Annotated in this window: 17 protein-coding genes; 7 read left to right on the top strand and 10 right to left on the bottom strand. The window is 72.9% G+C overall.

What is annotated here, in order from left to right; genetic code table 11:
* The first annotated feature begins 1 nt into the window (after position 1).
* Positions 2 to 301 (top strand): YbaB/EbfC family nucleoid-associated protein, encoded by a 300-nt coding sequence (locus GA0070215_RS25525; RefSeq protein ID WP_018788316.1) that lies wholly within the window; start codon positions 2 to 4, stop codon positions 299 to 301.
* Here the strand turns inward: GA0070215_RS25525 and GA0070215_RS25520 are convergent.
* Together GA0070215_RS25520 and GA0070215_RS25515 are read right to left on the bottom strand one after the other, a co-directional pair.
* Positions 288 to 3,731: an ATP-binding protein gene (locus GA0070215_RS25520; protein ID WP_091050790.1), complete on the bottom strand. Its 3,444-nt coding sequence runs from the start codon at positions 3,729 to 3,731 to the stop codon at positions 288 to 290. The two genes, GA0070215_RS25525 and GA0070215_RS25520, sit on opposite strands and share 14 nt — an antisense overlap.
* A 68-nt stretch (positions 3,732 to 3,799) precedes the next feature.
* Positions 3,800 to 5,986 carry an ATP-binding protein gene (locus tag GA0070215_RS25515; protein ID WP_244167149.1) on the bottom strand — a complete coding sequence of 729 codons (2,187 nt, stop codon included), beginning with the start codon at positions 5,984 to 5,986 and terminating at the stop codon, positions 3,800 to 3,802.
* 298 nt (positions 5,987 to 6,284) lie between these two features.
* Between GA0070215_RS25515 and GA0070215_RS25510 the strand changes: the two genes are divergently transcribed.
* From GA0070215_RS25510 to GA0070215_RS25500, 3 genes are all read left to right on the top strand, one after another.
* On the top strand, positions 6,285 to 6,641 hold the full coding sequence (locus tag GA0070215_RS25510) for a hypothetical protein (protein WP_018788313.1): 357 nt from the start codon (positions 6,285 to 6,287) through the stop codon (positions 6,639 to 6,641).
* A gap of 80 nt (positions 6,642 to 6,721) precedes the next feature.
* Positions 6,722 to 7,345, top strand: a complete 624-nt coding sequence (locus GA0070215_RS25505) for a helix-turn-helix transcriptional regulator (protein ID WP_091050756.1) — start codon at positions 6,722 to 6,724, stop codon at positions 7,343 to 7,345.
* 5 nt (positions 7,346 to 7,350) lie between these two features.
* Positions 7,351 to 9,561 (top strand): hypothetical protein, encoded by a 2,211-nt coding sequence (locus GA0070215_RS25500; protein WP_091050753.1) that lies wholly within the window; start codon positions 7,351 to 7,353, stop codon positions 9,559 to 9,561.
* A gap of 217 nt (positions 9,562 to 9,778) precedes the next feature.
* Here the strand turns inward: GA0070215_RS25500 and GA0070215_RS29350 are convergent, their stop codons facing one another.
* From GA0070215_RS29350 to GA0070215_RS25475, 5 genes are all read right to left on the bottom strand, one after another.
* A complete protein-coding gene (locus GA0070215_RS29350; protein ID WP_244167148.1) occupies positions 9,779 to 10,996 on the bottom strand; it encodes a polysaccharide lyase family 7 protein in 1,218 nt (405 codons plus the stop codon).
* A gap of 628 nt (positions 10,997 to 11,624) precedes the next feature.
* Entirely contained in the window at positions 11,625 to 12,911 is a 1,287-nt protein-coding gene (locus GA0070215_RS25490; protein WP_091050748.1) for a TIGR02679 domain-containing protein, read from the bottom strand.
* The gene (locus tag GA0070215_RS25485) at positions 12,908 to 17,035 is read right to left on the bottom strand and encodes a TIGR02680 family protein (RefSeq protein ID WP_091050744.1); all 4,128 of its coding nucleotides are present in this window, start codon (positions 17,033 to 17,035) and stop codon (positions 12,908 to 12,910) included. The genes GA0070215_RS25490 and GA0070215_RS25485 overlap by 4 nt, the downstream gene beginning before the upstream one ends.
* A 13-nt stretch (positions 17,036 to 17,048) precedes the next feature.
* Positions 17,049 to 18,440: a DUF2398 family protein gene (locus tag GA0070215_RS25480; protein WP_091050741.1), complete on the bottom strand. Its 1,392-nt coding sequence runs from the start codon at positions 18,438 to 18,440 to the stop codon at positions 17,049 to 17,051.
* Positions 18,437 to 20,005 (bottom strand): TIGR02677 family protein, encoded by a 1,569-nt coding sequence (locus tag GA0070215_RS25475; RefSeq protein ID WP_091050738.1) that lies wholly within the window; start codon positions 20,003 to 20,005, stop codon positions 18,437 to 18,439. The genes GA0070215_RS25480 and GA0070215_RS25475 overlap by 4 nt, the downstream gene beginning before the upstream one ends.
* Positions 20,006 to 20,328: 323 nt before the next feature.
* On the opposite strand from GA0070215_RS25475, the gene GA0070215_RS25470 reads away from it, so the two are divergent.
* From GA0070215_RS25470 to GA0070215_RS25460, 3 genes are all read left to right on the top strand, one after another.
* Positions 20,329 to 21,393 carry a sporulation protein gene (locus GA0070215_RS25470; RefSeq protein WP_167361572.1) on the top strand — a complete coding sequence of 355 codons (1,065 nt, stop codon included), beginning with the start codon at positions 20,329 to 20,331 and terminating at the stop codon, positions 21,391 to 21,393.
* A 105-nt stretch (positions 21,394 to 21,498) separates the two neighbouring features.
* Entirely contained in the window at positions 21,499 to 21,720 is a 222-nt protein-coding gene (locus GA0070215_RS25465; protein WP_018788305.1) for a hypothetical protein, read from the top strand.
* A gap of 561 nt (positions 21,721 to 22,281) precedes the next feature.
* The gene (locus GA0070215_RS25460; RefSeq protein ID WP_091050731.1) at positions 22,282 to 23,679 is read left to right on the top strand and encodes an NDP-hexose 2,3-dehydratase family protein; all 1,398 of its coding nucleotides are present in this window, start codon (positions 22,282 to 22,284) and stop codon (positions 23,677 to 23,679) included.
* Between the two features lie 68 nt (positions 23,680 to 23,747).
* On the opposite strand, the gene GA0070215_RS25455 is transcribed toward GA0070215_RS25460, so the two are convergent.
* From GA0070215_RS25455 to GA0070215_RS25445, 3 genes are read right to left on the bottom strand one after another with little or no spacing between them, the layout of a single operon-like run.
* Positions 23,748 to 24,224: an SRPBCC family protein gene (locus tag GA0070215_RS25455; RefSeq protein ID WP_018788303.1), complete on the bottom strand. Its 477-nt coding sequence runs from the start codon at positions 24,222 to 24,224 to the stop codon at positions 23,748 to 23,750.
* 57 nt (positions 24,225 to 24,281) lie between these two features.
* Positions 24,282 to 25,106, bottom strand: a complete 825-nt coding sequence (locus tag GA0070215_RS25450; RefSeq protein WP_091050728.1) for an ABC transporter permease — start codon at positions 25,104 to 25,106, stop codon at positions 24,282 to 24,284.
* On the bottom strand, positions 25,103 to 26,107 hold the full coding sequence (locus GA0070215_RS25445; RefSeq protein ID WP_051090528.1) for an ATP-binding cassette domain-containing protein: 1,005 nt from the start codon (positions 26,105 to 26,107) through the stop codon (positions 25,103 to 25,105). Before GA0070215_RS25445 ends, GA0070215_RS25450 begins: the two co-directional genes overlap by 4 nt.
* Positions 26,108 to 26,210: the final 103 nt, after the last annotated feature.

Below are 26,210 nucleotides of genomic sequence, written 5' to 3'. Positions count from 1 at the left end.
AATGACACCCGAACTACAGCAACTGCTCGACCGGGCACAGGCTTTCGAGCAGTCGATGCGGGACGCGCAGGACACCCTGGCCAGATCGGTCGTCACCGGACGGTCCGCCGACGGCGCGGTGACCATGGTGGTCAGCGGCCTCGGCAGACTCCAGGCCGTCCGCGTCGATCCGGACGTGTTCGACCGGCGGGACCCCGAAGCTTTGCAGGACGCGATCGCGCAGGCGGTTCGTGCCGCCGCCGCGTCCGCCGGCGCCCTCGCCGAGCAGAAGCTCGGTCCGGTCGAGATCACCCTGCACTGAGCAGGTCGGCGCGGACCGGGCCGCCGGCCGGGTCGATGCCGTATTCGGTGAGCCTGCGCCGCAGCCGGCGCAGATCCCACCGGGCACCGAGCAGGGTGTACAGCTCGGCCGCCTCGCCGCCGGTCCGGGCCGCCGCATGCGGCTGGCGGCTCGCCGCGAGCAGCACCGCCGCGTCCTCCAGTGCGGCACCGAGTTCGGTGACCCGGCCGGTCCTGCGGTAGCGGGCCGCCGCGGTGAGGACGGGGGCCGGGTCTCCGGTCACCAACGCCCGGCAGCGCGCCACCGCCGCATGCGCCCGCGCCGGGCGGACCTCTCTGGCGGCCTCGTCGGCGCAGACGGCCACCGCCCGCTCGGCCATCTCGACCCGGCCCGTGGCGAGCGCGAGCCGGGTAAGGGCCGGCAGCCACTGGTGGCGCAGCAGCATCGGGGCGTACCCGGACATCAGTAACGGCTCCAGCACCGCCAGCGCGTCGGCCGGTCGGCCGTCGCGCTCGGCGACGGTCGCGTGGGCCGCCAGCAGGAAGTCGCGGCACTCCCGCTCGGCGTCACTGGACGGAAGGACCTCGGCCGACTCCAGGTGCGCCCGGGCCAGTTCCGGCTCGTCCCGGCGGGCGGCGACGAGCGCGGCCACACCGTGCAGCAGCATGGCGACCGCGGCCGGCTCCCGGGTACCCAGGAACGTGATCCCCGGGGCGTCGTCGGTGACGGAGTTGACCTCGGTCAACGTGTCGTCCCACCGACCGCGCCAGTAGTGCTGGACGGCGGTGGCGACCTGCAGGCTGCGCGGCAGCCGGTGCCGGATCGCATAGCGGGTGGCCGCCCGCAGGGTCTGTTCGGCTTCGTCCAACCGGTCCAGGTTCTGCAACGTGAACACCCGGTTGTCGAGCAGGTGGAAGTACATGCCGGCGAACGCCGGGCGGCCGACCAGCAGGTCCAGCGCCTGGTCGAGGTAGTGCAGCGCCTGTTCGTGGTCACGCCGGACGGAGTTGGTCAGCCACCTGGTCTGAAGGGCGAGTGCCGCCTCGTACGGTTGGCCCGCGGCGATCGCCTCGCCGTGCAGCGCCCCGGCGGTGCGGTCCGCCTGGTCGAGGTCGTCCAGCGGTCCCTGGCGGATCTGTGCCAGCAGCATCCGGTGCCGGGTACGCCAGAGCTCCGGGACGGACCTGTCGGCCATCGCGTCGGTGAGGATGCCGATCGCGGTGCCGGCGTCCCCGCGTCGGTTCAGCATCGTGGCGAGCAGGTGCCGCATCTCGGCCCGGTCAGCCGGATCGACGGCCGAACGGGCGGCCTCACGGGCCTCGTCCAGCGGCCAACCGGCGTGCCGGAAGTCCAGCCTGACCAGCCCGACCAGGAGCTGTGCGCGTTGTGGTGGCGTGGGCAGTCCGCTGTCCAGTGCCCGACGCAGCAGGTCGGTGGCGACGCGGGGAGCCTGCCGGGCCAACTCGGCGAGGTGGGCGACCAGCCAGGTGACCACCCAGTTGTCGAGTACCACCGGCCGCGCGGCCAGTTGTTCGGCGACCCGGCTCACCGGGCTGCCGTGCCGGTGCAGCGCCTCGGCGGCCTGCCGGTGCAGCGCCGGCCGGTCCGCAACCGGGATCTGCTCGAAGAGCGCCTGACGCAGGAACCCGTGCCGGAACGCCAGGTCGCGGTCGACGGCCACGACGACACCGGCGGCCAGCGCCTCCTCCAGACCGGACACCACATCCACGGCGGCGCGACCGGTCACCGCGACCAGGTCGCCGACGGCGAAACCGGCGCCGAGCAGGGCGGCTGCCCGCAGCACCTGCCGGGTGTCGGGAGCCAGCACCTCGACCGTGGTGCACATGGCCCTGACCAGTGAGTCCGGTGCGGACACCGCGACGGTGTCCGGGATGTCGGCCAGGCCCCCGTCGACGCGTACGACGTCGCTACGCAGCAGCGCCTCGGTCATCTCCCGGGCGCACAGCGGGTTGCCGCCGCTGGCCGGCACCACCGCGGCCAAATTCGGCCCGAGCGGAGCGCCGGCCTGGCTGATCACCAGTTGTTCGACCGCCTCCGGCGGCAGGGGACCCAGCTGGAGCACCAGCCCGCCGCCGGCCTGCACGCGGCGTCGCACCTCGGCCAGCTCCCGGTGTCGCGGGTGGGGCCGGGCCGCCGCGACCAGCAGCAGCGGCAACCGCCGGGTGACCGCGACCAGCTGGCTCCACACCCGTACGGTGGCCGCGTCGGCCCATTGGAGGTCGTCCACGACCAGTACCAGCGGGGCGGTCGCGCAGGCCCCCCGGAGGTACGCCAGCACCTGCTCGCTCCCGGGCACGGGAGCGGCCGGGTCGGCTTCGTCGGTCTCGTCGGTCCCGTCGGTCTCCGGCCCGGCCGCGGGCACCGTGACCCGGTACCGCCCCGACGCGCGGTCGAGCCGCAACGCCCGGGCCAACACCGCCAAAGGTGCGCGCAGGTCCGGTCCGGCGGCGACGCCCCAGGCGAGCTGGCAGCCCCGCTCACCGGCGTCGGTGAACGCGGCGGCGAGCAGTTCGCTCTTGCCGATGCCCGGTTCGCCCTCGACCCAGACCGCTGCACCCTGCCCGTCGGTGACCGCCCGGAGCTTGTCGCGTAGCCGGCTCAACTCGCCGTCCCGCCCGGTGAACCGGTGGCCGGCGGGCCGGTCGCGCAGCGCCTGGAACACCTGCGGGGGCAGTACCACGGGGAGCCGGCGCGGCGTGACCGGCTGCGGTGCGGCGGCGGTGCGCAGTTGCTCGTACCGGGCGGTGAAGGCGGGACGCGGCTCGGCGCCCAGCTCGTCGCGGAGGGTACGTCGGGCCGTGTGGTAGACCTCCAACGCCTCGGCCCGCCGACCGGCCCGGTCCAGGGCGAGCATCAGCAGCTCGTGCAGCGGCTCGTGCAGCGGATGGTCGCGGACCAGCCCGGTCAACTCGGCCACCACCGACTCGTCGCCCAACTCGCAGAGCAGTCGGGCCCGCTGCTCGACGGCGTCGAGCCGTTGCTGGGCGAGCCGGGCCCGCTCCACCTCGAACCGGTGACCGGTAAGCCCGGCGTACGCCTCACCGTGCCACAGCCGCAGCGCTTCGTCGAGCAGGCTGCCGGCGACCGTCGGCTCCCGGTCGCCGGTGTCGCTCGCCTGGGCGCAGAGTGCGGTGAACCGGAAGCTGTCCAGCTCACCGGGGAGCAGCCGCAGGACGTACCCGGACGGTCCGGAGAGGATCAGGTCGTCGCCGAGGTTGCGCCGGAGACCCGAGACGTACGTGTAGAGGTTGCCGGTCGCGGTCGGTGGTGGCGAGCCGTCCCAGACGCCGCTGATCAGGTCGTCGCGCCCGACCGGCCGTCCGGCGGCGGTGGCGAGCAGCGCGAACACGGCGCGTTGCCGGGCCGGCCCGAGGGTGAGTTCACGCGCGCCGCGCCACGCCCGGACCGGGCCCAGGACACTGACCCGCAGCCGGTCGTCCGGGGCGGGCCCGCCGACGCCGCCGTCTGTCGGCCTGGCGGCGGGGGATGAGGCGCGGCTCACCGCAGGACGGGAATCTGCCCGCCGACGAGCGCCGAGCGCGACATGCGCGGTGCGGTCGGATCACCAGGCAGGTGCGGACGGATCCGAGTGAGCAGGTCCTTGAGCCGGCCGGTCCAGTGTGGTGGGAGCCGGTGTTCCCGTAGCGCCGACCAGGCGATGTCGGCGGCGGCCTCGAACTCGCCGCGCTGCTCGTACGAGCGGGCTGCCACCCAGCGCATCTCCCCTTCGAGATCGAGGTCGGTGGTGCGGGCGGCGACCCAGCTGGCCGCTGCCACGGCGTTACGCTCCTGCTCCAGCAGCAACCGGGCCAGCCAGGCGGTCAGTGACAGCCGCCGGGCAGGCTCGAGGTCGGCCTGGGTGCGGGCCCGGTCCAGGGCGGCGATCGCGATCCGCGGTGCCCGCTCGGCCAGCAGCTCGATGTGCCCGGCCAGCCATTCGCCGGTGGCCCGGTCGAGCGGTACCTCCCCGGCGAGCAGCTGCGCGGCGACCCGTTCGGGCGGCGCGCCGCAGGCGGCGAGTCGTTCGGCGAAGGACCGGTGCAGGGTGCCCCGCAGGGCGGCGGGTGTGCACTCGTAGAGGGCCCGGGCGACGATCGGGTGCCGGAACTCCAACCGGTCACCGCCGTGGGCGAGGACTCCGGCCGCCAGTGCCGGCCCGAGCGTGCGGAGCAGGTCACCGCGCGACCGATCGGTGACCGCGGACAGTTCGGCCAGGGTGCAGCCCGCCGGCTCGGTCCCCGCTGCCGTCAGCCCGTACCCGGCGAGCAGGGCGACCGTCCGAAGCCGGTGGCGGACCTGCTCGGGCAGCGGCGCGAGATGCGGGTCGACCGCGGCGGCCAGGTCGACGTCGCCCGGCACGGCGGCGGCGAGGTGCCGCAGATAGTAGGGGCTGCCTGCGGCGTCGTGGAGGATCCGTGCCAGCCGCTGTGGGTCGGGCGGCTCGCCGGCGGCGGCCCGGACCAGTGCGGCCGCCGCGTCGCTGCCGAGCGGCGCCAACTCGATGCGCTCGTGGGCGGGCACCGACTCGGTACCGGTCGCACCGGTGCGGGCGGCGGCCACCAGCAGCAGCGGGAGCCGGCGGGCCTGCGCGCCGAGCATCGCCCAGACCCGCAGCGTGAGGGGATCGGCCCACGGGAGATCGTCGACGACCAGGACGAGAGGTGCGGCGGTGACGGCCCGGCGGATCACCTCGACCGCCCGGTCCGCCACCTCCGCGTCCGAGCCGGTGGCATCGAGGCCGGCGAGCTGCGCGACCAGAGCCACCCCGGTCGGCTCGCCGGCCAGGGCGGACCCGAGGCACTCCAGCAGGACGCCGAGCGGCCTACGCTGGGCGACCTCGTCACCGACCGCCCAGCCGGTGCGGGCGGCACCCCGCAGTGCCGCCGCGAGCAGGGCCGACTTGCCGATGCCGGCGGCGCCTTCGACGCGGATGCTGGCACCGTGACCCGCGGCGGCTCCGGCGGCGGCCCGGCGCAACCGCCGCACCTCGTCGCGCCGGCCGACCAGGACGGGACGCTCGGAAGAGCCGGTCCTCGCCGGTCCGGGTCCGGGGCGGGCCGTCGCAGCGGCGGCGTGCGTACGCGTCGCCTCGACACCAGGTGCGGCGACCTGGAGCGGAACGGCCAGCGTGGCCCGTACGCTCTCCCGGGCCGGGTGGGTCGCCGCCAGTTCGCGCAGGACCCGGAGCGCCTCGTCGTGGCGGCCGGCGACGGTCAGCAGATCGGCGTACCGCTGGCGGGTGGCGAGTCGCAGTTCGGCCAGGCGGCGCCGCTGTGCCTCGACGAACGGGCCCGGCACGCCGGCCAGCGCCACACCGCGCCACAGCCGCAGTGCGGACTCCACGGCGGCCAGTTCGGCGACGGGGTCACCGGCGGCCCGGTGCGCGCGGGCCGACTCCCGCAGCGCCTCGAACCGGACCACGTCGACCGAATCCGCGGCTACGTGCAGCTGGTAGGTCCCGCCGCCCGAGGTGAGCAGTCGACCGCCCGTCCACCGGTCACGGCCCGGCTCCAGCAGGTGCCGCAGGGTTGAGATGTAGGTGTAGACGTTGCCGGTGGCGCTGGCCGGGGGGTCGTCGCCCCAGACCGCGGCGACCAGCCGATCGCGGCTGACGGCCCGGCCGGCGTGCAGGGCGAGCACGCAGAGCACCGCGATGCGACGGCCGGACCCCAGTGGACGCTCCATACCGTCCCGCCGGATCTGGACCGGTCCCAGGAGCCGGAGATCCAACCGACCGGGCTCGGCGGAAACGCCGTACTCATCAGACACTGCTACCTCGTCGCTCCGGCTTGCACGCTCCCATTTCTAGTGGCGGCTGTCCTGGTCTGCCACCGAATGGCCGGGATGTAAGGAACCTGTCGTGCAATGTTCGCCGGCCGGAAGCCTGGGGCGACCGGGATCCGGGGCAACCCGAGGCGGAGGCGAGGGCAGCGATTGTCTCGGCGGGTTCCCAACGGACCGACCGGCCTGGTGGACTCGACCGGTGGTGGCCTACCCCGATGCTTCGACCAGCCCGTTCGCGGGCGAACTATTCCGGACGCTCGCCGAGGAGGGCCGACTGGTCCTCGACGCGGGCCGGGCCGACGAGGCCATCGCCGATCTGGAACGCGTCCTGACGGAGGTCCGTGCCCGGCTGCGCGTCATCCAGAGGTGGCGGCAGGCGCCCACTCCGCGGATCGGTCAGCTTCCCGCGGAGCCCGCGGCGGAGTTGGTCGACGCCGTCTTCGCCGACCAACTCGCTCCCGGCTGGTGGGAGACGGTCGCCGAGGAGATCCCGAAGTACATCGAGGCGCTGCGCCGGGCGCGCCGACCCCCACCACCGACCGGACCGCTGCACTGACCGTCGTCGGGGCGTGAAGGTTTTCTGAAGACCGTCCGCCCAGACTGTCGCGGCGTCCCCACGACACGCGGAGGTATTCAGTGGAACGAGTTCGGGTGGTCCTGCAGGCGTCGGATCCGCTCAGTCACGCGGGACTCGCCAGCTTCCTGCAGGCCGGCCAGGAGATCATCCTGTTGCCCGCGGAGGAGCGGGCGGAGGCCGATGTCCTCGTCTACGCCAGCGCCCGGCTGACCTCGAGCGCGGTGGCGCTGCTACGCCGCTGGACACTGGAGACCCGTCTGCCGGTCGTCCTGGTGATTGACGAGATCAACGAAGGTGAGCTGCTCACCGCGGTGGAGAACCGGGTGGTGGCGGTCCTGCCCCGCGCGGCGGTCAGCGGAGAACGGCTCGCGCACAGCGTGCTGGCCGCCGCCAGCGGGGGCGGGGTGCTACCGTCCAGCATGGTCGGCGAGCTGCTCAAGCACGTCGAGCGATTGCAGCGCGAGGTGTTCGCTCCCAACGGGCTCAACGCGGCTGGTCTCACCCCGCGTGAGGTGGACGTACTGCGGCTGATGGCCGACGGGCTGGACACCCAGGAGATCGCCGGGGAGCTCTGCTACTCGGAGCGGACCGTCAAGAATGTGATCTACGGTCTGACTCACCGGCTCAAGCTGCGTAACCGGTCGCACGCGGTAGCGTACGCATTCCGTTCCGGAATGATCTGAACCTGATGGTGCGATCAGGGCCGGCGGTCGGGCGGCACGTCGTCGGCAGCGCCCTCGTGCTGCACGCCCGCGACCGGATCAGCGCCGAGGCGCGGTCACTCGCCCTGGGCATGGCCGGCGACGCCGACCACGACATCGTCCTGCTCGACCTGCACGACGCGCTGCCGGTCGGGATCTGGGAAACCGTGGCCCGCGAACTGCCACGCCGTCGCCGCGGAATCCGGCTGGTCGTCTGCGGCGCGGCGCCGGACGTGACGGCCCTGGCCGGTCAGTGGCTCGCCGACCGGCTCCGACGTCCGGTGGTGGCGCCGCACGGGCACCTCGTCGCGGGCGCGGCCGGTGTGCTGTTCGTCCACGCCGGGCGGGACAGCGGCTGGGTACGTCACCGTCCGGGCCGGAACCCGGTCTGGACGGGCAAGCGGCACCCGCGTCCCGAGTGGGACGGTGCCGCCAGCGCGTACCTGTCGACCAGCGCGTACCGCGTGGTGGAGCCGCTACCCGGCGGCGTGTGGCTGCGGGACACCCGTGACGCCCCGGGCGTGACCAGGCACTGGCGGCGACTGGCGCTGAGCGTGCCCTGCCAGCCGCAGGTGCTCACCGTGGTGCTGGGCTGCCCGGAGACCGCGCCCCTGCCGCTGGACGACGTCGCCCGGTTCTGGCGCCGGCTGCCCGCCGCCGCTCGTCGGCAGACGCGGTTCGTCGCCTACGGGCCGGTCCGGCTACCGGCCGGTGCGCCGCTGGGCCAGGCACTCGCCGACACGCTGGACACACCGGTCGTCTGCTACTCAGGGCTGCCGGTGGGCGACCCGGAGCATCCCCGGATCCACACCGTTCCCGTCGACGGCGGCCCCGGTTGGCAGGTCCACGCCCGCGAACTGGGCTACCGACCCCGGCCGTGGCCGTGGCCGGGCACCGCGGCCTGCCTGCCGCACATCGTCAGCCACCGGACACCGGAGGCGCTCGGTGAGGTGGTCGCCCCCCGGGTCCACCGCTACACCGACGATGCGGTGGTGGAGATCCTCCAGTCCGGCCTCTGGGTGCGCCCGCCCGAGGCACCCAGGCACGGAGCCCGCGTCCGGGCCCGCCTGGCCGATCCCGACGTGCACACCGTCGTGGTCGACGACGCGGACCCGGCGTTGGTGCCCCGGCTGCGGGAACTCGCCGACGACCTGGTGGCCCGCCTGGACGCCGCCACCCGGGCGCGCAGCGTGCTGCACCTCGCCTCCGGGATCACAGCGACCGCCGGCCCGGCGAGCGAATCGGCCGACCGCCCGGCGACGGGCAACGTCACCTACCGGTTCACCGCCTTCGACCTGGGTCTGGACGTGCCGCTCCGGCCGCCGACGGAGGCGCCGCCAACCGCCTTACGTCCCGCCGGCCCGGTGCCGGTCGGCACCGGGCCGGTCGCCTTCCCACCTGTGAGCGCCGTGCCGGCCACTTCGGTACCGGTCTGCGGGCCGGCAGCCGAACCACTGTCGATCCAGTCTCCGCCCGACCCGGAAGCCCGGGCGACGCCCGGCCCCGACCTGCAGGAGGCCGACCGGGCGTGGCTGCGTCGCGTGCCGACCGACCAGGCCGCCGCGGCAGCCGAGGAGGTGCCCGGAACCCTCGGCGAGGAACCGCACGCTGCGGCCGGCACGGCGGCGGTACGGCTCTATCTGTCGCCGGCCGGCGCCGGCCTCGACGCGGCGCTGCGCTCGGGCCGACCCGGCCGGCGGATCAGCTTCGCCCGGTGCGTGGCCGCCGGTCTGGACCGCCTGCCGGTCCACCGCGGCCCCGCCCTGCTGCGCGCCGACCTGACCGTGGACCGGCTACGCGCGGTCGCCGCCCACCGGACGCTCACCGACCGGGGCTTCACCAATGCCGTGGTCGAGGCCGTCGCGTTGCCCGGCACGGTCGACGTACTGATCTGGTCGGTTGGCGGCCGCCTCACACGGATGCTGGAACCGGCCAACGGCGTACCCGTCCGTGTGCTGTTCCGGCCCGGAACCACGTTCAAGGTGCTGGCTGCCGTCGACCCGGCACCGGACCGGCCTGGCCGGTTGTTCCTCCGCGAACTGGTCGCGGACGAGCCGGACCGCGACCACGTGCCGTTCGACAGCCTGGCGCTGACCTCGCTGCGGCAGTCGATCCCGCAGTTGACGGCCACCCGGCACGACGCCACGCTCGATGCGGCCGACCTGGGTAGGTTCGGTGCCATTCCCGGCGTCCGCTGATCCCGTCGCTGTCGACGGTCGGGTGACCGACGGGTCGGCGTAGCTGCAGTCTCTGGAACAAGGCACTGAGGGACGGTGTTTCCGCAGGCCCGTGCCACAGAGTGGGCGGCGAGGCGGCATGCGGTGACGTCTCCCGACGGTGAGCGGTCCCGGGCAACCCGCCCGGGACCGCTCACGGCCTGGCTGCCCGGGGGCCGAAGCCCCCGGGCAGCGTGTCTCACGAGTGCGTGACGGTGAGCTTGTAGATGCTGGTCTGGCCGTAGTTGCTGCTGCTGCACGGCGAAGACTTGGAGCAGTTCGCCTGCGTGTAGGCGCCGGCCTTGAAGTATGCGCCGGAGAAGCTCTTGGTGATGGTGGTCTGCAACTGCCCGTTGTAGTAGGCCTTCACCTGCCCACCGCTGACCACGAACTTCGCCTCGAAACGAGTTCCCAGCTTGTAGTCGTTGGTGACCAACTTGTAATTGCTGTCATCACCGTTCGTCACGTAGAGGTTGGTGCCCTCGAGACGGAAGACAGTGATGTCGTCGCCGCCGTCGTGAATCTGCGCGCCCACCAGATGCGGCTTCACCTGCGGCAATGCGTCGAATGCGAGTTCCGCCACCATCGTGTGCGTACCCGAGGTCGACGACCAGCTCGCCTGGCTCGACCCGTTGTTCGCCATCTCCCGCAGCTCAGAACGCGGGTAGCTCGAACCACTCGTGGTCACACCGTTGACCGGAGCCTGGAACTGCACCGACGCACAGTCCGCCGACGCCACGAACGAAGGCGAAACCGTGTACCCCTTCAGGGCAGGCTGCTTGATCTCGGTGGGGCTGCTACCCGACCCCGTCGGCAGCGTCACCTTCCAGTTCGTCAGATCAAGCACATCCGACGGACTCGCGCAGTCGGTCCCGGTGCCACCGCTGCCGCTACCGGGTTCGGTGCCGGTGTCACCGCTACCGGGTTCGGTGCCGGTGTCGCCGTCGGCTGCGTAGACCGCTGCCTCGCTGATGCTGTTCCAGTTGTTCTCGGAATTGCCGAAGCCTACGACCTGCACGTAGCGGGCGGCACGATCGGTGAAGTCATAGACCTCGAAATCCTTCGTCTTTCCGCTGCTCTCACGCCGAGCGACCACCGTCTGCCACGACTTCGCGTCGGCAGACGCCTGTACCAGGAACGTGCTCTTCCGCTGATCACCCCGATGCCAGGCGATCCCGATCGAAGCGACCTTCGCGCTGGACCCCAGGTCGTACCGGATCCACGCGCCGTCACCCTTGCCAGACCAGCGAGTCGACAAATCACCGTCCACCGTGTTGGCCGGCACATTACCGTCGTGCGTGCTGGCAGTCATGGAGGAGACTGGTACGCCGGTCGTCGCCTGGGCGGGCAGCGTGACCGCCGCGGCGCCAACGACCACCAACGCCACTGGAATACCCAGCAGGATCTTTCGTTGCATCAGCTTCCCTAAGGGGATGTCATTACTGACATGGACAGGATTGCACTAGTGCGAGACAAAGGCTAAGCCGCATCTCCTGCGCCCGCAAGGAGAGGTTCCAGTCCATGCGGAAAGGATTGGGCAACGCGAACTTAAATCTGTCTTTGAAGTGTATTAGGTATCATCGGCGGGTCAGTGCACCGTCACAGAACGCTGTTACTCGGCATGTCGCACGTCACACCGGGCCATTTTCTCGTGGAGTATTGCGTCTCGTCTCGACGTGACGTGACGTGACGTGACGCCGGACGAGGGCGGCTCCCGTGACGGAGTCGACTCGAATAGCGGCGCAGCGGTCAGCGCGGATCGGCCCCCGAATTCTTCCGGCGCTGGGCCCTGACGCCGTACCGGGTGAAGTCGACTGGATCGAGCGGTGAAGACGCGCGGACCGAACCCGCGGTCGGCGTATCGCGCGAGGATGGGGAGGCTTTGCGGATGTGGCGACCGGATCGGAGTAATCGTCTTTATCGATGAATTCGCGGAGCCCGTAGAGGGCGCTCATCTTGTTGGTGGCCGCGTCGTCCAGATCTGCGGCGAGCCTGTGTTCGAACCGTGTCCGCGACCTTCTACCAGGACGGATGCCAGCGGGTCGTCACCCGGCTCCGGCCAGGCGTAGGTCGGCGAGGAGCCGGTCGAGCAGCCGCTCCTCCATCACCGCTCGGCCGGTCTGCCGCATCGACTCGCCGAGCGGATGGTCCCAGGGTGTTTCGGTGGGCGTACCGAGCAGGGCGGTGCCGGTGCCCGCCGCCGGCAGGTAGTCGGCGGCGGTCATCCGCCACGGGACCGCGCCCGGGTACCGCTGGAGAGCCGCCGCGGTCAGTCGTACGCCGATCCAGTCGAAGTCGTTGCGCCAGCGGATCACTGCTCGGTGAGCGGTGCCCAGCAGTGTGTGAACGGCGACCGACGGCACTCCTTCGGTGCAGATCAGCGGTGGGGCCTGGGCTCCGAGCGCGGTGGTGGCCGCGCGCAGCACGGCGGGGTTCTCGCAGACGTACACCTCGTCGCAGTTCATGGTGAGCGGTGCCAGGCGCAGTTGGTGCAGGGTGACCCGGATCGGCACGCCGGCCTGCGCGGCTTCCGTCAGCCACCGCCCGACGAGCCCGCCGGTGGCCGGTGCGTTGAGCACCAGGACCTGGCTGGCGAGATCGTCCGGGACCAGACCGACCGATTCCCACAACGCCCGTTCCCGCTCGCCGCCGACCGGGAGCGCCGTCTGTTGCCAGGCGGCGACGGCACGGAGGACGAGCCCGCGCAGCGGCCCGTCGGTGAGGGCCTTCGTGTCGTCCAGCACCCGGTCGGCGAAGACCGGAATCGGTTCGTCGGCCGCGGGCAGCGCGTCCAGGACGCGGATCACCTCCTCGAACGGTAGTCCGGTGCGGACGATGCGGGTCAGGGTGCCGTCGCGGCGCAGGCCGTCGAGCCATTCGGCGTACCAGGCGGTGCCGGCGTGTCGGCCCTCGTGGGCCACGGCGAGGACGGCGTCACGGGCCACCGCCTCGCGTTTGAGGTCGGACGGCCGGTTGCGCAGCGGGGCCGTCGTGGTGAGCACCTCGATCAGGCCGACTCCGTGCGCCGCGTGGAGGTGCTCGTCCACCGCGCTGAGTCGGACGCTGAGGCGTGCCGCCGCGGCCGAGCGGTGGGTGCCGGTGATGCCGATGATCACGAGGCGTTCGTCGTCGTCGGGGTCGGAAAGCGTCACGGTGGTGTCGAGCCGGCCACCGGTGCGTTCCAGGCTGCGCCGGGCGGCCGCCAGCAATCGCCGCCAGCCGGGCTGCTCGACGAGATCCGCCGGGCGGGCCGGCCGGTCCCGCCCGGCCGGCACCAGCGACGGGTGTGCGGCGGAGCGGTCGGGCGGCCGTTCGCCGCGCCCGTCGGTCATTCGTCGGTGAGGTCGAGCAGGACGCCGGCCCGTTCGAGTCCGCCACGACCACCGGGGGCGCGGCGGGTCTCCGGGGAGCCGAGGGCTCGGGCCAGGGTTCCGTCGAAGTCGGCGATGTTTGTCGTTCCGTCCCAGACCAGCAGCACGGTGGAGACGGCGTGTTCCACGGCGGAGTGGGACAGGTCGTAGTGGGCGGCGCCGCTGACCGCCGGGTGGGTGGCCCAGAGGTCGTAGCCGGTCATGAACAGGTCCAGGTCGAACTGTTTCGCCAGGGCCATCAGCTCACCCCGGCCGGTGTCGTCCACGCCGGCGAATGCCTCGTCGAGGCCGAGCAGTCGGGGTGCGTCGGGTCGGGCCGAGCCGAACAGCGCGTTGGCGGCGGCGAACAGCGGCAGGTGCAGGGAGACCGACTGTTCGCCGCCGGAGAGCTGGCTGTGTCGGGCCCGGGTCAGTGCCTCCGTGTCGCCGCCGGGCCGGTGCAGGGTGAACGCGAACGTGCGCCACTGCCGGTAGTCGAGGACGTCGCCGAGCAGTTCGCGGTAGGGCTGTTCGGGCGCGGCGGCCCGCGCCGTCTTGATCCGGGCGGCGAAGTGCCGGCGCATGGTGGTGAGCTGGGCCGGGCCGAGCCGGGCCGGATCACGTTCGAGCAGTTTGCACACGTCGCGTTGCTCGGTGTCGAGGTCGTCGGCGAGCCGCCAGCCGACGCCGACAGTGAGCCCCGAGGACATCCGGCGGGCCCGCATCTGGCTGTCCATCGCGGCCACCAGGTCGCGGGCCTCGATGGTGCGGTGGTGGATCTGCCGGGCGAGTTGCCCGAGGAGGGCGTCCTCCAGCACCCGCTGCTCGGAGTCGGTGAGTAGTTGCTCCTGGTCGCGGCGCTCGCGGGCGATCCGCTCGGCGAAGTGCGCGACCGGGGTGAGGCCCTGTTCGTCGGCGACCCGGACCACGATGACCCCGTCGTCGGTGTCCCACTCGGGTCGGTGGTCGAGGCCGGCGGCGGGTAGCTGCGCCTGCAGGTCGGTCAGCGCGGTGGTGAGCCGGGTGGCGCTCTGCTTGAGTGACGTCTCGGTGGGGCTCAGTTCCCGGGTGGCGGCGAGGATCGCCTCGTGCAGGGCCGCCACCTGTGGATGCAGTTCGTCGTCCGGGGTCTGCGTCGGCCAGCGCAGCTCGGTGGGGCAGCGCAGCAGGCCGAGCAGGTCCGGTTGGGCGTACGGGCGCAGCCGCTGGGCGTCGTGCTGCGCCTCGGCGACGGCGACGACCAGTGCCTGCTCACCCAGCTCCACCCGGGTCAGCGCGGCGGCCCGCCGCTCCCGGGCGGCGCCGAGCGAGGTGCGAGCCTGCTCGACGGCCCGCTCCGCCTCCACGATCGCGTCGGCGGTCCGGGCCACGTCGGCCAGCACCCGTTCCGCGTCGGCGCCCACGCTGTCGCGCAACGTCCGGTACGCCTCTGCCTTCTCCTGGTGCCGTGTACGGGCCGTGCGTGCGGTCTCCGTCGCGGCGGTGAGTCGGTCGACTGCCTCGTCGTGCCGCTGCCGGGCCTGATCCTCCTGCTCGGCGGCACGCGCGGCGGCTGTCCGTGCGCCCTCCAGGCGTACCCCACCCCGCTCGAAGCGGCTCACCGCTTCGGCGGTGTCGTCGAGCCGGTCGACCGGCAGCGACCGCTCTGCCGCGCTCCGGCGCAGCGCGGCAACGGCGGTGGCCCGCTCGGCCAGGGCCTGGTCGAGGCGGGCTGCGGCGGAGGCGCTGGCCTCCTGCCGGGCGCGCAGCGTCGCGGCGGCCCGGTCCAGCTCGCGCAGCGCCGTGTGGACCGGTGCGGTTGCCGGCAGGTGCGCGGCGGCCGCGTCCACCGCCGCCAGTAGCGCCGCGACGGACGCGCGGTCGCGGTCGACCGCGTGGAGGTCGGCATCGATGACGGCCAGCGCCTGCTCGCACTCGGTGACCCGGGCGGCACGGCGGGCGGCCCGGGCGGTGGCGCCGATGTACTCGCAGGAGGTCTTGGCGAAGCGGCCGGCGGCGATGCCCTGGGCGTACCGGCCGTCCACGCCGATGGTGACCGGCGAGGTGCCGGGCGTGGTGATGTCGGCCAGCGCCACCGAGGTGAGTACCTCGGTGATCCGCGCGGCGGGCACGTCGTCCTGTTCCTCAGGGGTCAGCACGTCGGCGAGGGTGGCCCCGGTGGGCCGCCGGTGCGGCGGCAGCGGCAGCAGGTAGGCGTCCAGGTCGTCGCCGGCCAGCGCGGTCGCCGCGGTCCCGGGGTCGGGATGCAGCCAGGCGTCCAGCAGCCCGGCCGCGTCCAGCGCCGCCTCGACGGACGCCGCGTCCGCGCCGGTCACCCCGTCGGCGAACCGGACCAGCCGCCACAGCGGTGCGCCAGGTCGGCCGGCGCGTCGCGCCGGCCGGGTCACCGGCACGGGTGGCGCGTCGTCGTGTTCGGCGGCGATCCGGTCCCGTTCGGCGGCCACCTCGGCCCGCCGGTCGGACAGCGCCGCCCGCTGCGCCGCCAGCGCCGCGAGCCGGTCCCGCCGCTGACCCACCGCGGTGGCCGTGGCGTCGGCGTACACCTCGCGCAGGGTCCGCGCGCCCGGCTCACCGGTGGTGTCCACGGCGGCACTCAGCCCGGCGGCCAGGTCCGGACGCGCGAGGTCGGCCAGCAGCCCGGCGTTGCCCTGCGCCCACCGCTCGATCTCGGCGCGCAGGCGGGCGCGGGCCTGAGCGACGGCGTCCTCGGCGCGCCGCTCGGCCTGCTCGGCGTCGTCGGCGGCGGAAGCGGCACCGGCCGCGTCGGCGGCGGCCCGGGCGTGGTCCCGGTCGGCCTGGTCGTGCCGCGCCACCTGCGCTCGCAACGCGCGTACGTCGTCGCGGCGGGCGGCGGCCCGCGCGGTGATCCGGGCCGCCAGGTCGTCCGGAGCGGCATCTTCGGCGTGCCAGGCGATCCCGGCCGCCTCGGCGTCGAGCAGGAGATCGGCGGCGAGCCGGTCGGCCGCCGTCCGCGTGTCTCGGGCCGCGACCGTCGCCCGTTCCGATTCGGTACGCCGCCGCGCCACCGCATCCTCCTCGGCGGCGACGGCCTCGTCGGCCCGCCCGGCTGCCTCAGCCAGGTCGTGCACGTGCCGTTGCAGGTCGGCGAGCTGCTCGTGGGACTGGTAGGCCGCCGATGCCTTCAGGCTGTCCAGGTGGGCGCGGAGCCGGCCGGGCTCGCCCTCGACGGCCCGTAGCCGCTCACCCGCCGCGGACTCCGCCTCGGCCGCCGCCTCGGCCGTGGCACGGGCGTCGCCCAGTGCGGTCGACCGGGTGGTGACCGCGTCGCGGCGGGCGGTCAGGGCATCGGCGGCCGCCCGCGCGTGGGTCCGCAGGTAGGTGGAGTAGACCGTCAGGAACGCGGCGGTGGCGCCGTCCGCCGCCACCAGCCCTTCGAGGGTACGGGCGACCGCCTCCATGTCGTCGAACGAGCGGGCGGCCTCCACCAGCAGGTGGTCCTCGACCGGGCGCAGCCCTCGTTGCAGCGTGCGGGACAACTCGACCGGGTTGAGGTCCTTGGCCAGCTGCGGCTTGCGCAGGGTCAGCACCAGGTCCAGCAGTTGCTCGTAGCGGGCCGGGCCGAGGCCGAACAGCCGGGCGTCGACGAGCTGACGGTAGTCCTCCGCCGAGTCCCGCACCGCGTCGGCGCCCAGCCGGTCGATCAGGTCGCGGCGGGTCAGTGGCCGGTCGTCGGCGTCCAGCAGGGAGAAGTCCACCCCGACCCGGCCGTCGATCACGAAGTGCCAGCGGGTGACCCGGTCGACGTGCCGGTGCGCCCGCAACCCGATGCCGACGGTCACGTACTGCGTGCCGTCGCCGAACTCCATCCACACGTACGCGTGGGTGACCTCCTGCCCCCGGTAGAGCAGGTTCGACTTCATCGTCCGGTCCTCGCTGGCGAACGGATTGAGCCGGCGCGGTTCGATCCGCCCGTCGAGGACGAACGGGAACAGCACCTCCAGCGCCTTCGTCTTGCCGGAGCCGTTGGGCCCACGCAGCACCAGCCACCCGTCGACGAAGCTGAACTCCTCGTCCCGGTAGTCCCACAGGTTGATGATCCCGGCCCGGGTCGGGGCGAACCGGTGGACGGCGCGTTGCTCGATCACGATCGACTTTTCCTCAGAACAGGGTTTCGGTGGTGGCGCGGGGCTTGACCGTGGCGACGGTGTGCCGGTAGCGGCCGACCAGCGGTCGGACGAGCACCCCGCCCGGCACGACGGTGACCGCGCCGAACCGTTCCAGCAACGCGACCGCCTCGACGCGCAGCCGGTCCGGGTCGGTGTGCCACTGGGCCCCGAACGCGGTCCCGTACCGCTGCAGGATCTCCCCGACGGCCGTGCGCAGGAAGCTGTCGGTGATGAACGGTAACCGGCCCGCGCCGTCGGCCTCGTCGTGGTCATCCCGGTCGTCGGCGGTCCACGGCTCGTCCGGACCGGCGTCGTCGAGGCGTACCAGGGTGGCCGTGGGCAGGCCGGTGTCGACGTGGCTCGCCAGCGCCCGCTGCCGGGCGAGCCCGCCGGGCGGGGGCAGCCGTTTGACCCGGCGGCCGTCGGGATCCGCGACCCGGTCGGCCATCTCCACCGCGAGCAGCACCGCGGCCTGCGCCACCGAGCCGGTGCCCGGGAACCGCTCCGCGGTGAACCCGGCGGTGTCCACCAGCAGCACGCCCTCGGCCCGCCGTTCCACCCGCAGGCCGGTCAGCCGGGCCAGGTCGGCGGCGAGCGCGGAGCCGCGCAGATGGTTGGCGACCGCCGGCTCGACATCGGCGTGGTAGACGACCGGTGACTCCACCACCGCCCGCCGGGCCGCCTGGGCCGCCTGCCGGCGCTCGGCGTTGCCGCTGCTGCCCATCGCCCGGTCCAGCAGCGCCGACACCGAGCCGATGTGCTGCAGTACCCGGGTCGGCCGGAACAGCGCGAACACCACGTCCCGCGCCACGTCGTACAGCGCCTCCCCGGCGCCCGGGTCACTGGCCCAGGCGGCGCTGGAGCCGTCGGCCAGCCGCAGCACGCCCCGCTCCTCCAGCCAGCCGACCGCGTCCACGAACGCCCGCCGGTCCGGGCCATGGTCCGGATCCAGTCCCAGGCCGGTGATCCGGTTCGCGTCGCCGGCCACCGAGTCGGCCAGCTCGCTGAGGGTGATCTGGATCCCGGCGCGGCCCAGCACGGCCAGACACAACGACAGGTACGCGTAGCGCTGCCGGTCGAACGGCCGCCCGGTGCGCGACACCGCCGGCTGGGTGCCGTCGAGCCGGTCCTTCGCCCGTACCAGCCGGGCCGTGGAACCGTGCAACTCCAGCCGGTACCCGAACGCCTCGGCGAGATCCCGACGCAGGGCGGCGGAAAACCGCCGTACCCGGGGCAGCGCCCGCTCGTCCGGCCACGTCGCCGTGATCAGCGGGTGACGCAGGACCAACCGCACCGCCCGCTGGTAGTCCGCCAACTCCAACTCCGGGACGTCGACGGCGAACCGGTGCACCGCCGGCCGGGGAGCGTGGGGTTCCGCGGTCACGCCGGCACCAGCTCGGGTCGGCGGACCGCGGTGTGCTGCGCGGCGGTGACCGTCAGCGCGTACCCGTCCAGATGCAGCCGGCCCCCGGCGGTGCGCACCGTGGTGAACCGGCCCGGCGTCGGGGTGAGGGTCAGCCGGACGCCGTGCGCGGCGGCCGCCAGGGGCACCCCGGCCCCACCACCCACCCGGGCGGCGAGCGCGATGTCGAGCAGGCGCAGCAGGACCTGGGTCTGCGACCCGTCCAACTGGTGGTCGTCGACGCCCATGGCGGCCAGCGCCGTCGCCGCGCCGGCCCACCGGCGCTCCCGGGCGAGCTGGTCGTCGCGCAGCCGGTGCCGGCGCTCGTCGACCCGGTCCAGCCGGGCCGGCCGCCCCCGGCCCTGCCCCGGGGCCCGACCGGTGGTCACCAGCGTGCGGGACAGCTCCACCGCCGGAGCCTCCCACCACGACAACCGGCCGGCGATCGCCTCCGGATCCGGATGCGCCACCCCGACGTGGCGCGGTGCGCCGAGGCCGAACACGACGTCGAACAGGGCGTGCGCGGCCTCCAGGCCGCCGGTGTGGGTGAACCACGCGGCCAGGTGCCGCAGCTGCGACTCCCGGCTCACCCCGCCGCGACGCGCCTCGGTGACCCGGCGCAGCAGAGCGAGGACGTCGCCGATCGCGGCGACGGTGGCGTCCGACAACCGGTCCGCCTCGCTGGGCTGCTCCGGTCCCGGCGGCGCCAACCACGACCGCAGCCCCGCCCAACGCCGCCGCCAGTCCTCCAGCCGCTGCACCGGAGTGTGGAACAGCCGCTCGTCCGCCTCGGCGGCGGCCTCGATCAGCCGGTCCAGACCGGTCGCCTCGACCTCGTGCACCGCCGCGCGCAGCCGGGGCGTGTACCGCTGCAACTCGTCGTGGAAGTCCCGCAGGTGAGCCAGCAGCGCGTCCTTGTGGGCGAGGAACACCTCCGGCCGCACGTCGTTGGTCCGCCCCAGGTCACCCAGCATGTGGTAGAAGCGCGCTGCCCGCTCGGCGATGTCGGCCAACGCCCGGTCCAGCCGGTTGAACTTGCGGTAGACCTCCTCGGCGTCCCCGGCCTCGTTGGCGACGGCGAGCGCGTTCAGGTCCGCCAGCAGGTCGGCGAAGACCAGCCGGGACAGCGTCGAGTCGTCCATGCTCGCCGACAACACCGCCTCCACCGCCCGGTGCGCGCGGTATCCGGCCTCGGTGAACTGGTACACCGAGTGCCGGTTGCGGTACTCGGCGAGTGTCGTGGCGCGGGAGCCGTCCTGCCCCCGGTCGAGCACCCCCCACTCCACCAGAGCGTCGAGCAGCCGCGGCAACTCCAACCCCGTCGGATCCGGGCAGTCGGCACCCGCCTCGCGCAACGCCGCCAACGCCGCGGCCACGTCGGAGGTGTGCAGCACCACGTGATAGCTGGACCGCGCCGAGTCGAACGCCCGCAGCAGCCACAGGTACGCGAGCCGGTTCTCCGCCGTCACGTAGCCGAACAGCCGCATCCGGTCGTCCAGCCCGAAGTCGTCCAGCCCGAACGTGGGCCTGGATGGCTGCGTGGTCATCGTTCTCCTCCACCGGGACGCGAACGGTTACCCACCCTACCCAGCCGACCCCGGAGGGCGGCGGGACGCGCGAGGCACCGAGGGTACGCGAGGTGCTCGCGGGATCTGCGCCCGTGATCGCACTTCGGGAGGGCCGGGCGTGACGCTACCCGAGAGTAGTCATGCGGATGCACTCAGCTATTTCTCAGGTGGCGTTGGTAGCTTTCCGGCGCGACTGCTCCCATCATGGACGTCGCTGATTTCGTTGCGTCTCAAGGGTTCCGTGTGGAATTGCCACCGGGCCTGCGGTTGTCGCGCGCCCGATGGTCGTCGAGGAGAGGTTCGTGGTGTTCAAGAAGATGCTGGGCGCGTTCGGGGTGGGCGGCCCCAGCGTCGATACGGTCCTGTCAAACCCGAACACCCGCCCGGGGTTGGTGCTGGGCGGGCAGGTGAACCTGACCGGCGGCAGCCACGATGTGGAGATCGACCACATCACCGTCGGCCTGGTCACCCGGGTGGAGATGGAGGGCGTGGACGAGGAGTACGACGCCCTCGTCGAGTTCCACCGGGTGCAGGTCGCGGGTGGCCTGCACCTGCGCGAGGGTCAGCAGCTGTCGCTGCCGTTGCAGGTGGCGGTGCCGTGGGAGACCCCGGTGACCGACCTGTACGGGCAGCACCTGCACGGCATGACCATGGGCCTGCGTACCGAGGTGGCCGTCCGCGGTGCGCTCGACAAGGGCGACCTCGACCCGGTGTCCGTGTATCCGTTACCGGTCCAGGAGGCCATCCTGGAGGCGTTCGGGCGGCTCGGTTTCGCGTTCAAGGGCGCCGACCTGGAGCGGGGGCACATCTCGGGCCTGCACCAGAGCCTGCCGTTCTACCAGGAGATCGAGTTCTACGCCGCCCCCCAGTACGCCCACGTCGTCAACGAGGTGGAGTTGACCTTCGTCGCCAACGAGTACGGCGTCGACGTCGTCCTGGAGTTCGACAAGCGCGGCGGGCTTTTCGCCGGCGGCCACGACTCCTTCGGCCGCTACCACGCCGCGCACGCCGGCGCTGACCAGGTCGACTGGGCGGCGCAGGTCGACGGCTGGGTCCACCAGGCCCTCGACGGTTACCAGAGCCGGCACGCCGGCCACGGCTACGCCCCGCCTGTCCAGGGCTACGGCACGCCGGGTTACCCGCCTCCGCCGCCCGGCTACGGGCAACCCGCCTACGGGCACACCGGGTTCGGCCACTCCGGTGGGCACCACGAGGAGGAGCACCACGAGCGGCGCGGCGGCCCCGGCATGGGTGCCGTCGCTGCCGGTGTGGTTGGTGGCGCCGCGCTCGGCTTCGCCGGCGGCATGGTCGCCGACGAGGTCTTCGATTCCTTCGGTGACGACGAGGGCGGCGACGAGGAGGCATGAGAGCCTGCGATCCACAGTGGATCCGAGTGGTCGCTTCATGATCTAATTCTGTAGGTTCGTCCGCACCTGGTCGGAATGCCCGATCGGGACGTAGAAGGAGTGTGCATGCCCGTCACCGCCGACCTCACCAAGCTGGTCGACAAGGCCTACCAGGACAAGACCCTGACCGAGATCGTCGACGCCCCGGTGTCCGCCCTCGCCGGGGTCAGCGACGGCGACGCCAAGCTGCTCAAGGACGCCTTCAACATCACCACCGTCGGCGACCTCGGCCGCAACCCGTACTTCCGCACCGCCAACGCCCTGGTTGCCCTCACCGGCGCCAAGTAGCACCCCGCCGATGCCCGGTGGCCCAGGAGAACCCTCCGAGCCGCCGGGCATCGGCTGTTCTACGGCCGCCGCCGCATCCATCGACCGCCACACCGCCGTGCTGCCGGCATCGGCGGCAATCGCGGCAGCGGTCCGCCATGCCGCTGGACAATCTCGGCGCGCTTCGTCACCCGGGAACCGTGTGCACCCGGCCCGTCGATGACGAGCCCCGATCGTCGGAATCGCACCGGCCCGGCGCGCGCCGCGCGATCGGCCCTCGCGCCGGCGCCGTCGTGTGGTGCGGACCTGCCGATGTCGCACTGTTCGGGCGACAGCCTCGATGCGCTCGACCAGCCGCCCGGGGGCGCCCGGACGTCGTGAGGAGGTCGCCGCCATGGAGCGCGCCGCGGTGGATCAGGACAAGGTGTGGGGCCTTCCAGATGGCACCAATCGCCGGTCACTCCTGACGCCCGATCCGCCCGTACGTCTCGAGCGGAACGTCTGTCATCCCCGACTCCCTTCCCAGGAAAGCTATAGAATATAGAAGTGAACTGCGGGTGAGTGTCGACGAAGGGGGCACGCGTGACGGAGACGACCGCGCCGACGTGGCTGCCGCGGCAGGACCGGCTAGCCAGCCCGGACGCCGACGTCCATGAGTGGCTCACCGGCTGGCGCCGCCGCGTCCCGATGCGCGTGGACGTGGTGCCCCTGACCGGCCTGAGCGGCTGGCACCAGGACGCCGACACCGGGGTGCTGGCCCACGGCAGCGGCCGGTTCTTCCGGGTGGAAGGGCTCTCCGTCGACATGCCGGGCGCGGCGGTGCCCCGCTGGGATCAGCCGGTGCTGCACCAGCCGGAGGTGGGCATCCTCGGCCTGCTCGCCCGCCGCGACGGTGACACGCTGCGCGTGCTGGTGCAGGCCAAGGCGGAGCCCGGCAACCAGGACGGCCACCAGCTCGCACCCACCGTCCAGGCCACCCGGAGCAACTGGACCGGCGTGCACGGTGGCCGCCCGGTGCCGTTCCTGCACCATTTCCGCGACCCGGACCCGCGCCGTGTCCTCGTGGACGTCCGCCAGTCCGAGCATGGGTCCTGGTTCCTACGCAAGCGCAACCGCAACATGGTCGTCCTCACCGACGAGGACATCGCGCCGCCGCCCGGCTTCCGCTGGCTCAGCCTCGCCCAGCTGCACCGGCTCCTGCGTCACGACGACCTGGTCAACATGGACGTCCGTACCGTGCTCTCCTGCCTGCCGGCGGAGCTGACGGCCCGGGCGGTGGACCCGGCGCGGGACGCCTTCACCGCCGCGCTGCACTGTTCCTGCCGGCCCGAGGTGGGCAGCCGGCACCGCACCGGCGAGCTGCTGTCCTGGATCACCGGCGTGCGCAGCCGGACCGAGGTACGCACCGACCGGACGGCACTGCGTGGTCAGGCGGCGTGGCACCTCGGCGAGGTGTCGCTGCGCCACGACAGTGGGCTGTTCTTCGAGGTCATCGGCGTCGACGTGGAGGCCGAGGGACGCGAGGTGACGAGCTGGTCGCAGCCGATGCTGCGGCCCTGCGGCCAGGGGGTGGTGGCGTTCCTCGCCACCCGGATCGACGGCGTGCTGCATGTGTTGGCGCACGCCCGAGTCGAAGCGGGCTTCGTCGACGTGGTGGAGCTGGCGCCGACCGTCCAGTGCACACCCGCCACGCTCGACTACCTGCCCGCCGCGGCGCGTCCGCCCTTCCTGGACCAGGTGCTCGGCGCGCCGCCGGAGCGAATCCGGTTCAGCGCGGTCCTCTCCGAGGAGGGCGGACGGCTCTATCGTGCCCGCAGCAACTATCTGGTGGTGGAGACCGACGACGTCGACGTGGAGACCGACCAGTATCGCTGGGTGACCCTGCACCAGCTCTCGGAGCTGCTCCGGCACAGCAACTACGTGAACGTCTCGGCCCGCAGCCTGATCGCCTGCCTGCGCGGGCTGCTGGACGCCGGCTGAGCCGCGACGACGGGCCGGGCCGGCGGCGGGCGCACCGAGCCGCCCCGGTGCGCCCGCCGCGACGGCCGTCAGTCCTCGAAGCCGGCCGGGTGGGCGTCCCCGACCGCGTTGAGCAGCACGCCCTGCTCCAGCAGCGCCTTGCAGGCGCAGAGGACCATGGTGAACCCGCCCATCGAGTCGATCGCCTTGCTCACGGCCTGGTCGGCGGTGCCGGCGAAGCCGGTCTCGGTGATCCGGACCAGCGTGGTGTCGCCCTCGCCCGGCAGGAACCGCCACTCGATCCGGGTGGGGGACTCCGGATCCCACTCGGCCAGGATGCGGCGGTTCTCCTCCACCTCCTTGACGGTCACGACGGTGGAGACGCCGTACATCTCCCAGTCCCAGGTGACAGTGGCGCCGGGTTCCAGCCGGCCGCTGCTCCTGGTGAACCAGAATCTCGTGGTCACCGCCGGGTCCGCGAACGCCTGGAAGACCTCGGCGGCGGGCTTGCGGATGAGCATCTGCGCGGTGACGGCAGGCGGTTGAGTCAGACGGTCGTTGTCCACGGGTTAGCCGTGTTCCCTTCTCGTGTCATCGGTACTGCGTGCAGGTGGTGGCGGGGGTCAGGCCCGTCGCCGGTAGAGGAACAGGGAGAGCGGCGCGAAGATCGCCACGAGCGCCGCGCAGCCGGCCAGCGCCGCGCCGACCTCACCGGCGGTCGCCGTGCCATGGGCCAGTCCACGCGCGGCGGTGATGGTCAGCGCGAACGGGTTCAGGTTCACCACGGCCTGAAGCCAGCCCGGGAGCGTCTCCTGCGGCACGAAGAAGTTGCTGACGAACGACACCGGGAAGACGATCGCCTGGCAGGCGCTCAGTGCGGCGGTCGGTGACTTCAGGGCGAGCCCGCATACCACGTACACCCAGGAGAAGGAGAAGACGAACACCAGGGTGATCAGGATCGTGGCGAGCAGGCCGAGCACGCCGCCGTCCGGCCGGAAGCCGACCGCGAGGCCGACCGCCACGGCTACCGCGCAACCGACCACGTAGAGCACGTTGTTGCCGAGCAGCGTGCCGACGATCGCCGCCGGACGCCAGATGGCGAGCGCGCGGAAACGGTCGGTCACCTCCCGGGAGTTGTCCAGGTTGACCACCGCGCCGATCCGCATGCTGATCATGATCCCGGTGAACACCACGATGCCCGGGATGTAGAACTGCATGTAGCCCGACGTCGAGCCGGCCAACGCGCCGCCGAACAGGAAACCGAAGACCAGCGTGAACATGATCGGCACGCCGAGTGCCTCGAGGATCTGCGTCGGGTCGCGGCGTACCTTCTGCACCGCCCGCCACGCGAAGGTCAACGTGGACGACAGCGCGCCGGGACGGGTTGGCCGCGCAGCGGCCAGCGCCGACATCCCACGGCCGGGACCGGCCTCCACCACGCTGCTCACGCCGCCTCCTCCGTCTCGGCCCGCGAGCCGTCCGCGGGGTGCCCGGTGAGGGCGAGGAACACCTGGTCCAGGGTGGCGTGGCCGAAGGCGTACTCGGCCAGCCCGATGCCGGCGCCGGACAGGCCGGCCAGTGCCAGGGTGGCCTCCTCCTCGGCCGCCACCTGCGCAGTCAGCTCCAGCCGGTCGGCCCCGGTGTGCACCGCTGTGCCCAGCGCCTCGGTGAGCATCCGCTCGGCCGTGTCCCGCTGCCCGGCGTCGCGCAACCGCACCCGCAGCACGCTCGAACCCACCGACCGCTTCAGCTCCACCGGCGTGCCGTCGGCGATGACCTGGCCGTGGTCGATCACCGCGATCCGGTCGGCGAGCTGGTCGGCCTCGTCGAGGTACTGCGTGGTGAGCAGCACCGTGGCGCCCTCGCCGACCATGCCCCGGACGAGTTCCCACACCTGGTTGCGGCTGTGCGGGTCGAGCCCGGTCGTCGGCTCGTCGAGGAACATCAGGTCGGGCGTCACGATCATGCTGCTGGCGATGTCCAACCGCCGGCGCATGCCACCGGAGTAGGTGCGGACCAGCCGGGAGGCGGCCTCCTCCAGACCGAACGTGGCGAGTAGCTCGCCGGTGCGGCGGCGTGCCGCGCCCCAGGAGAACCCGCGCAGCCGGGAGAGCAGGACGAGGTTGTCCCGGCCGGACAGTTCCTCGTCGACCGAGGAGTATTGCCCGGTCAGCCCGATCCGGTCGCGGATCGCCCTGGCCTCGCGCACCACGTCGTGACCGAGCACGCGGACCTCGCCGCTGTCGGGCGGGATGAGGGTGGCGAGGGTGCGGACGATCGTCGTCTTTCCGGCGCCGTTGGGGCCGAGCAACCCGAACACGCTTCCGGCCGACACGCGCAGGTCGACCCCGTCGACTGCGCGCACCTCGCCGTAGGATTTGCGCAATCGAGCGACCTCGACAGCGGGAGTGTCGGTCTGCTGCGCGGACAAGCCAGCCGTACGCGACATTGTGTTCACAAACATATAGTAGCAGGACGTTTCGCTCCGGTCACGCCTCTTGATCCGTGCGTCGTACCCATTCCATCGCCACGGAACCGTCGCATGGACAGTC

It is taken from the genome of Micromonospora marina (genome assembly GCF_900091565.1).
In the GTDB taxonomy this organism is placed as follows: domain Bacteria; phylum Actinomycetota; class Actinomycetes; order Mycobacteriales; family Micromonosporaceae; genus Micromonospora; species Micromonospora marina.
This window is presented reverse-complemented; position numbering and strand designations above follow the sequence as displayed.

Bases quoted from the DNA above. Each gene is read 5' to 3' on its own strand.
- GA0070215_RS25515 (WP_244167149.1), bottom strand. From the start codon at position 5,986: ATGGAGCGTCCACTGGGGTCCGGCCGTCGCATCGCGGTGCTCTGCGTG.
- GA0070215_RS29350 (WP_244167148.1), bottom strand. From the start codon at position 10,996: ATGCAACGAAAGATCCTGCTGGGTATTCCAGTGGCGTTGGTGGTCGTT.
- GA0070215_RS25500 (WP_091050753.1), top strand. From the start codon at position 7,351: ATGGTGCGATCAGGGCCGGCGGTCGGGCGGCACGTCGTCGGCAGCGCC.
- GA0070215_RS25465 (WP_018788305.1), top strand. From the start codon at position 21,499: ATGCCCGTCACCGCCGACCTCACCAAGCTGGTCGACAAGGCCTACCAG.
- GA0070215_RS25475 (WP_091050738.1), bottom strand. From the start codon at position 20,005: ATGACCACGCAGCCATCCAGGCCCACGTTCGGGCTGGACGACTTCGGG.
- GA0070215_RS25525 (WP_018788316.1), top strand. From the start codon at position 2: ATGACACCCGAACTACAGCAACTGCTCGACCGGGCACAGGCTTTCGAG.
- GA0070215_RS25445 (WP_051090528.1), bottom strand. From the start codon at position 26,107: ATGTCGCGTACGGCTGGCTTGTCCGCGCAGCAGACCGACACTCCCGCT.
- GA0070215_RS25490 (WP_091050748.1), bottom strand. From the start codon at position 12,911: ATGACCGACGGGCGCGGCGAACGGCCGCCCGACCGCTCCGCCGCACAC.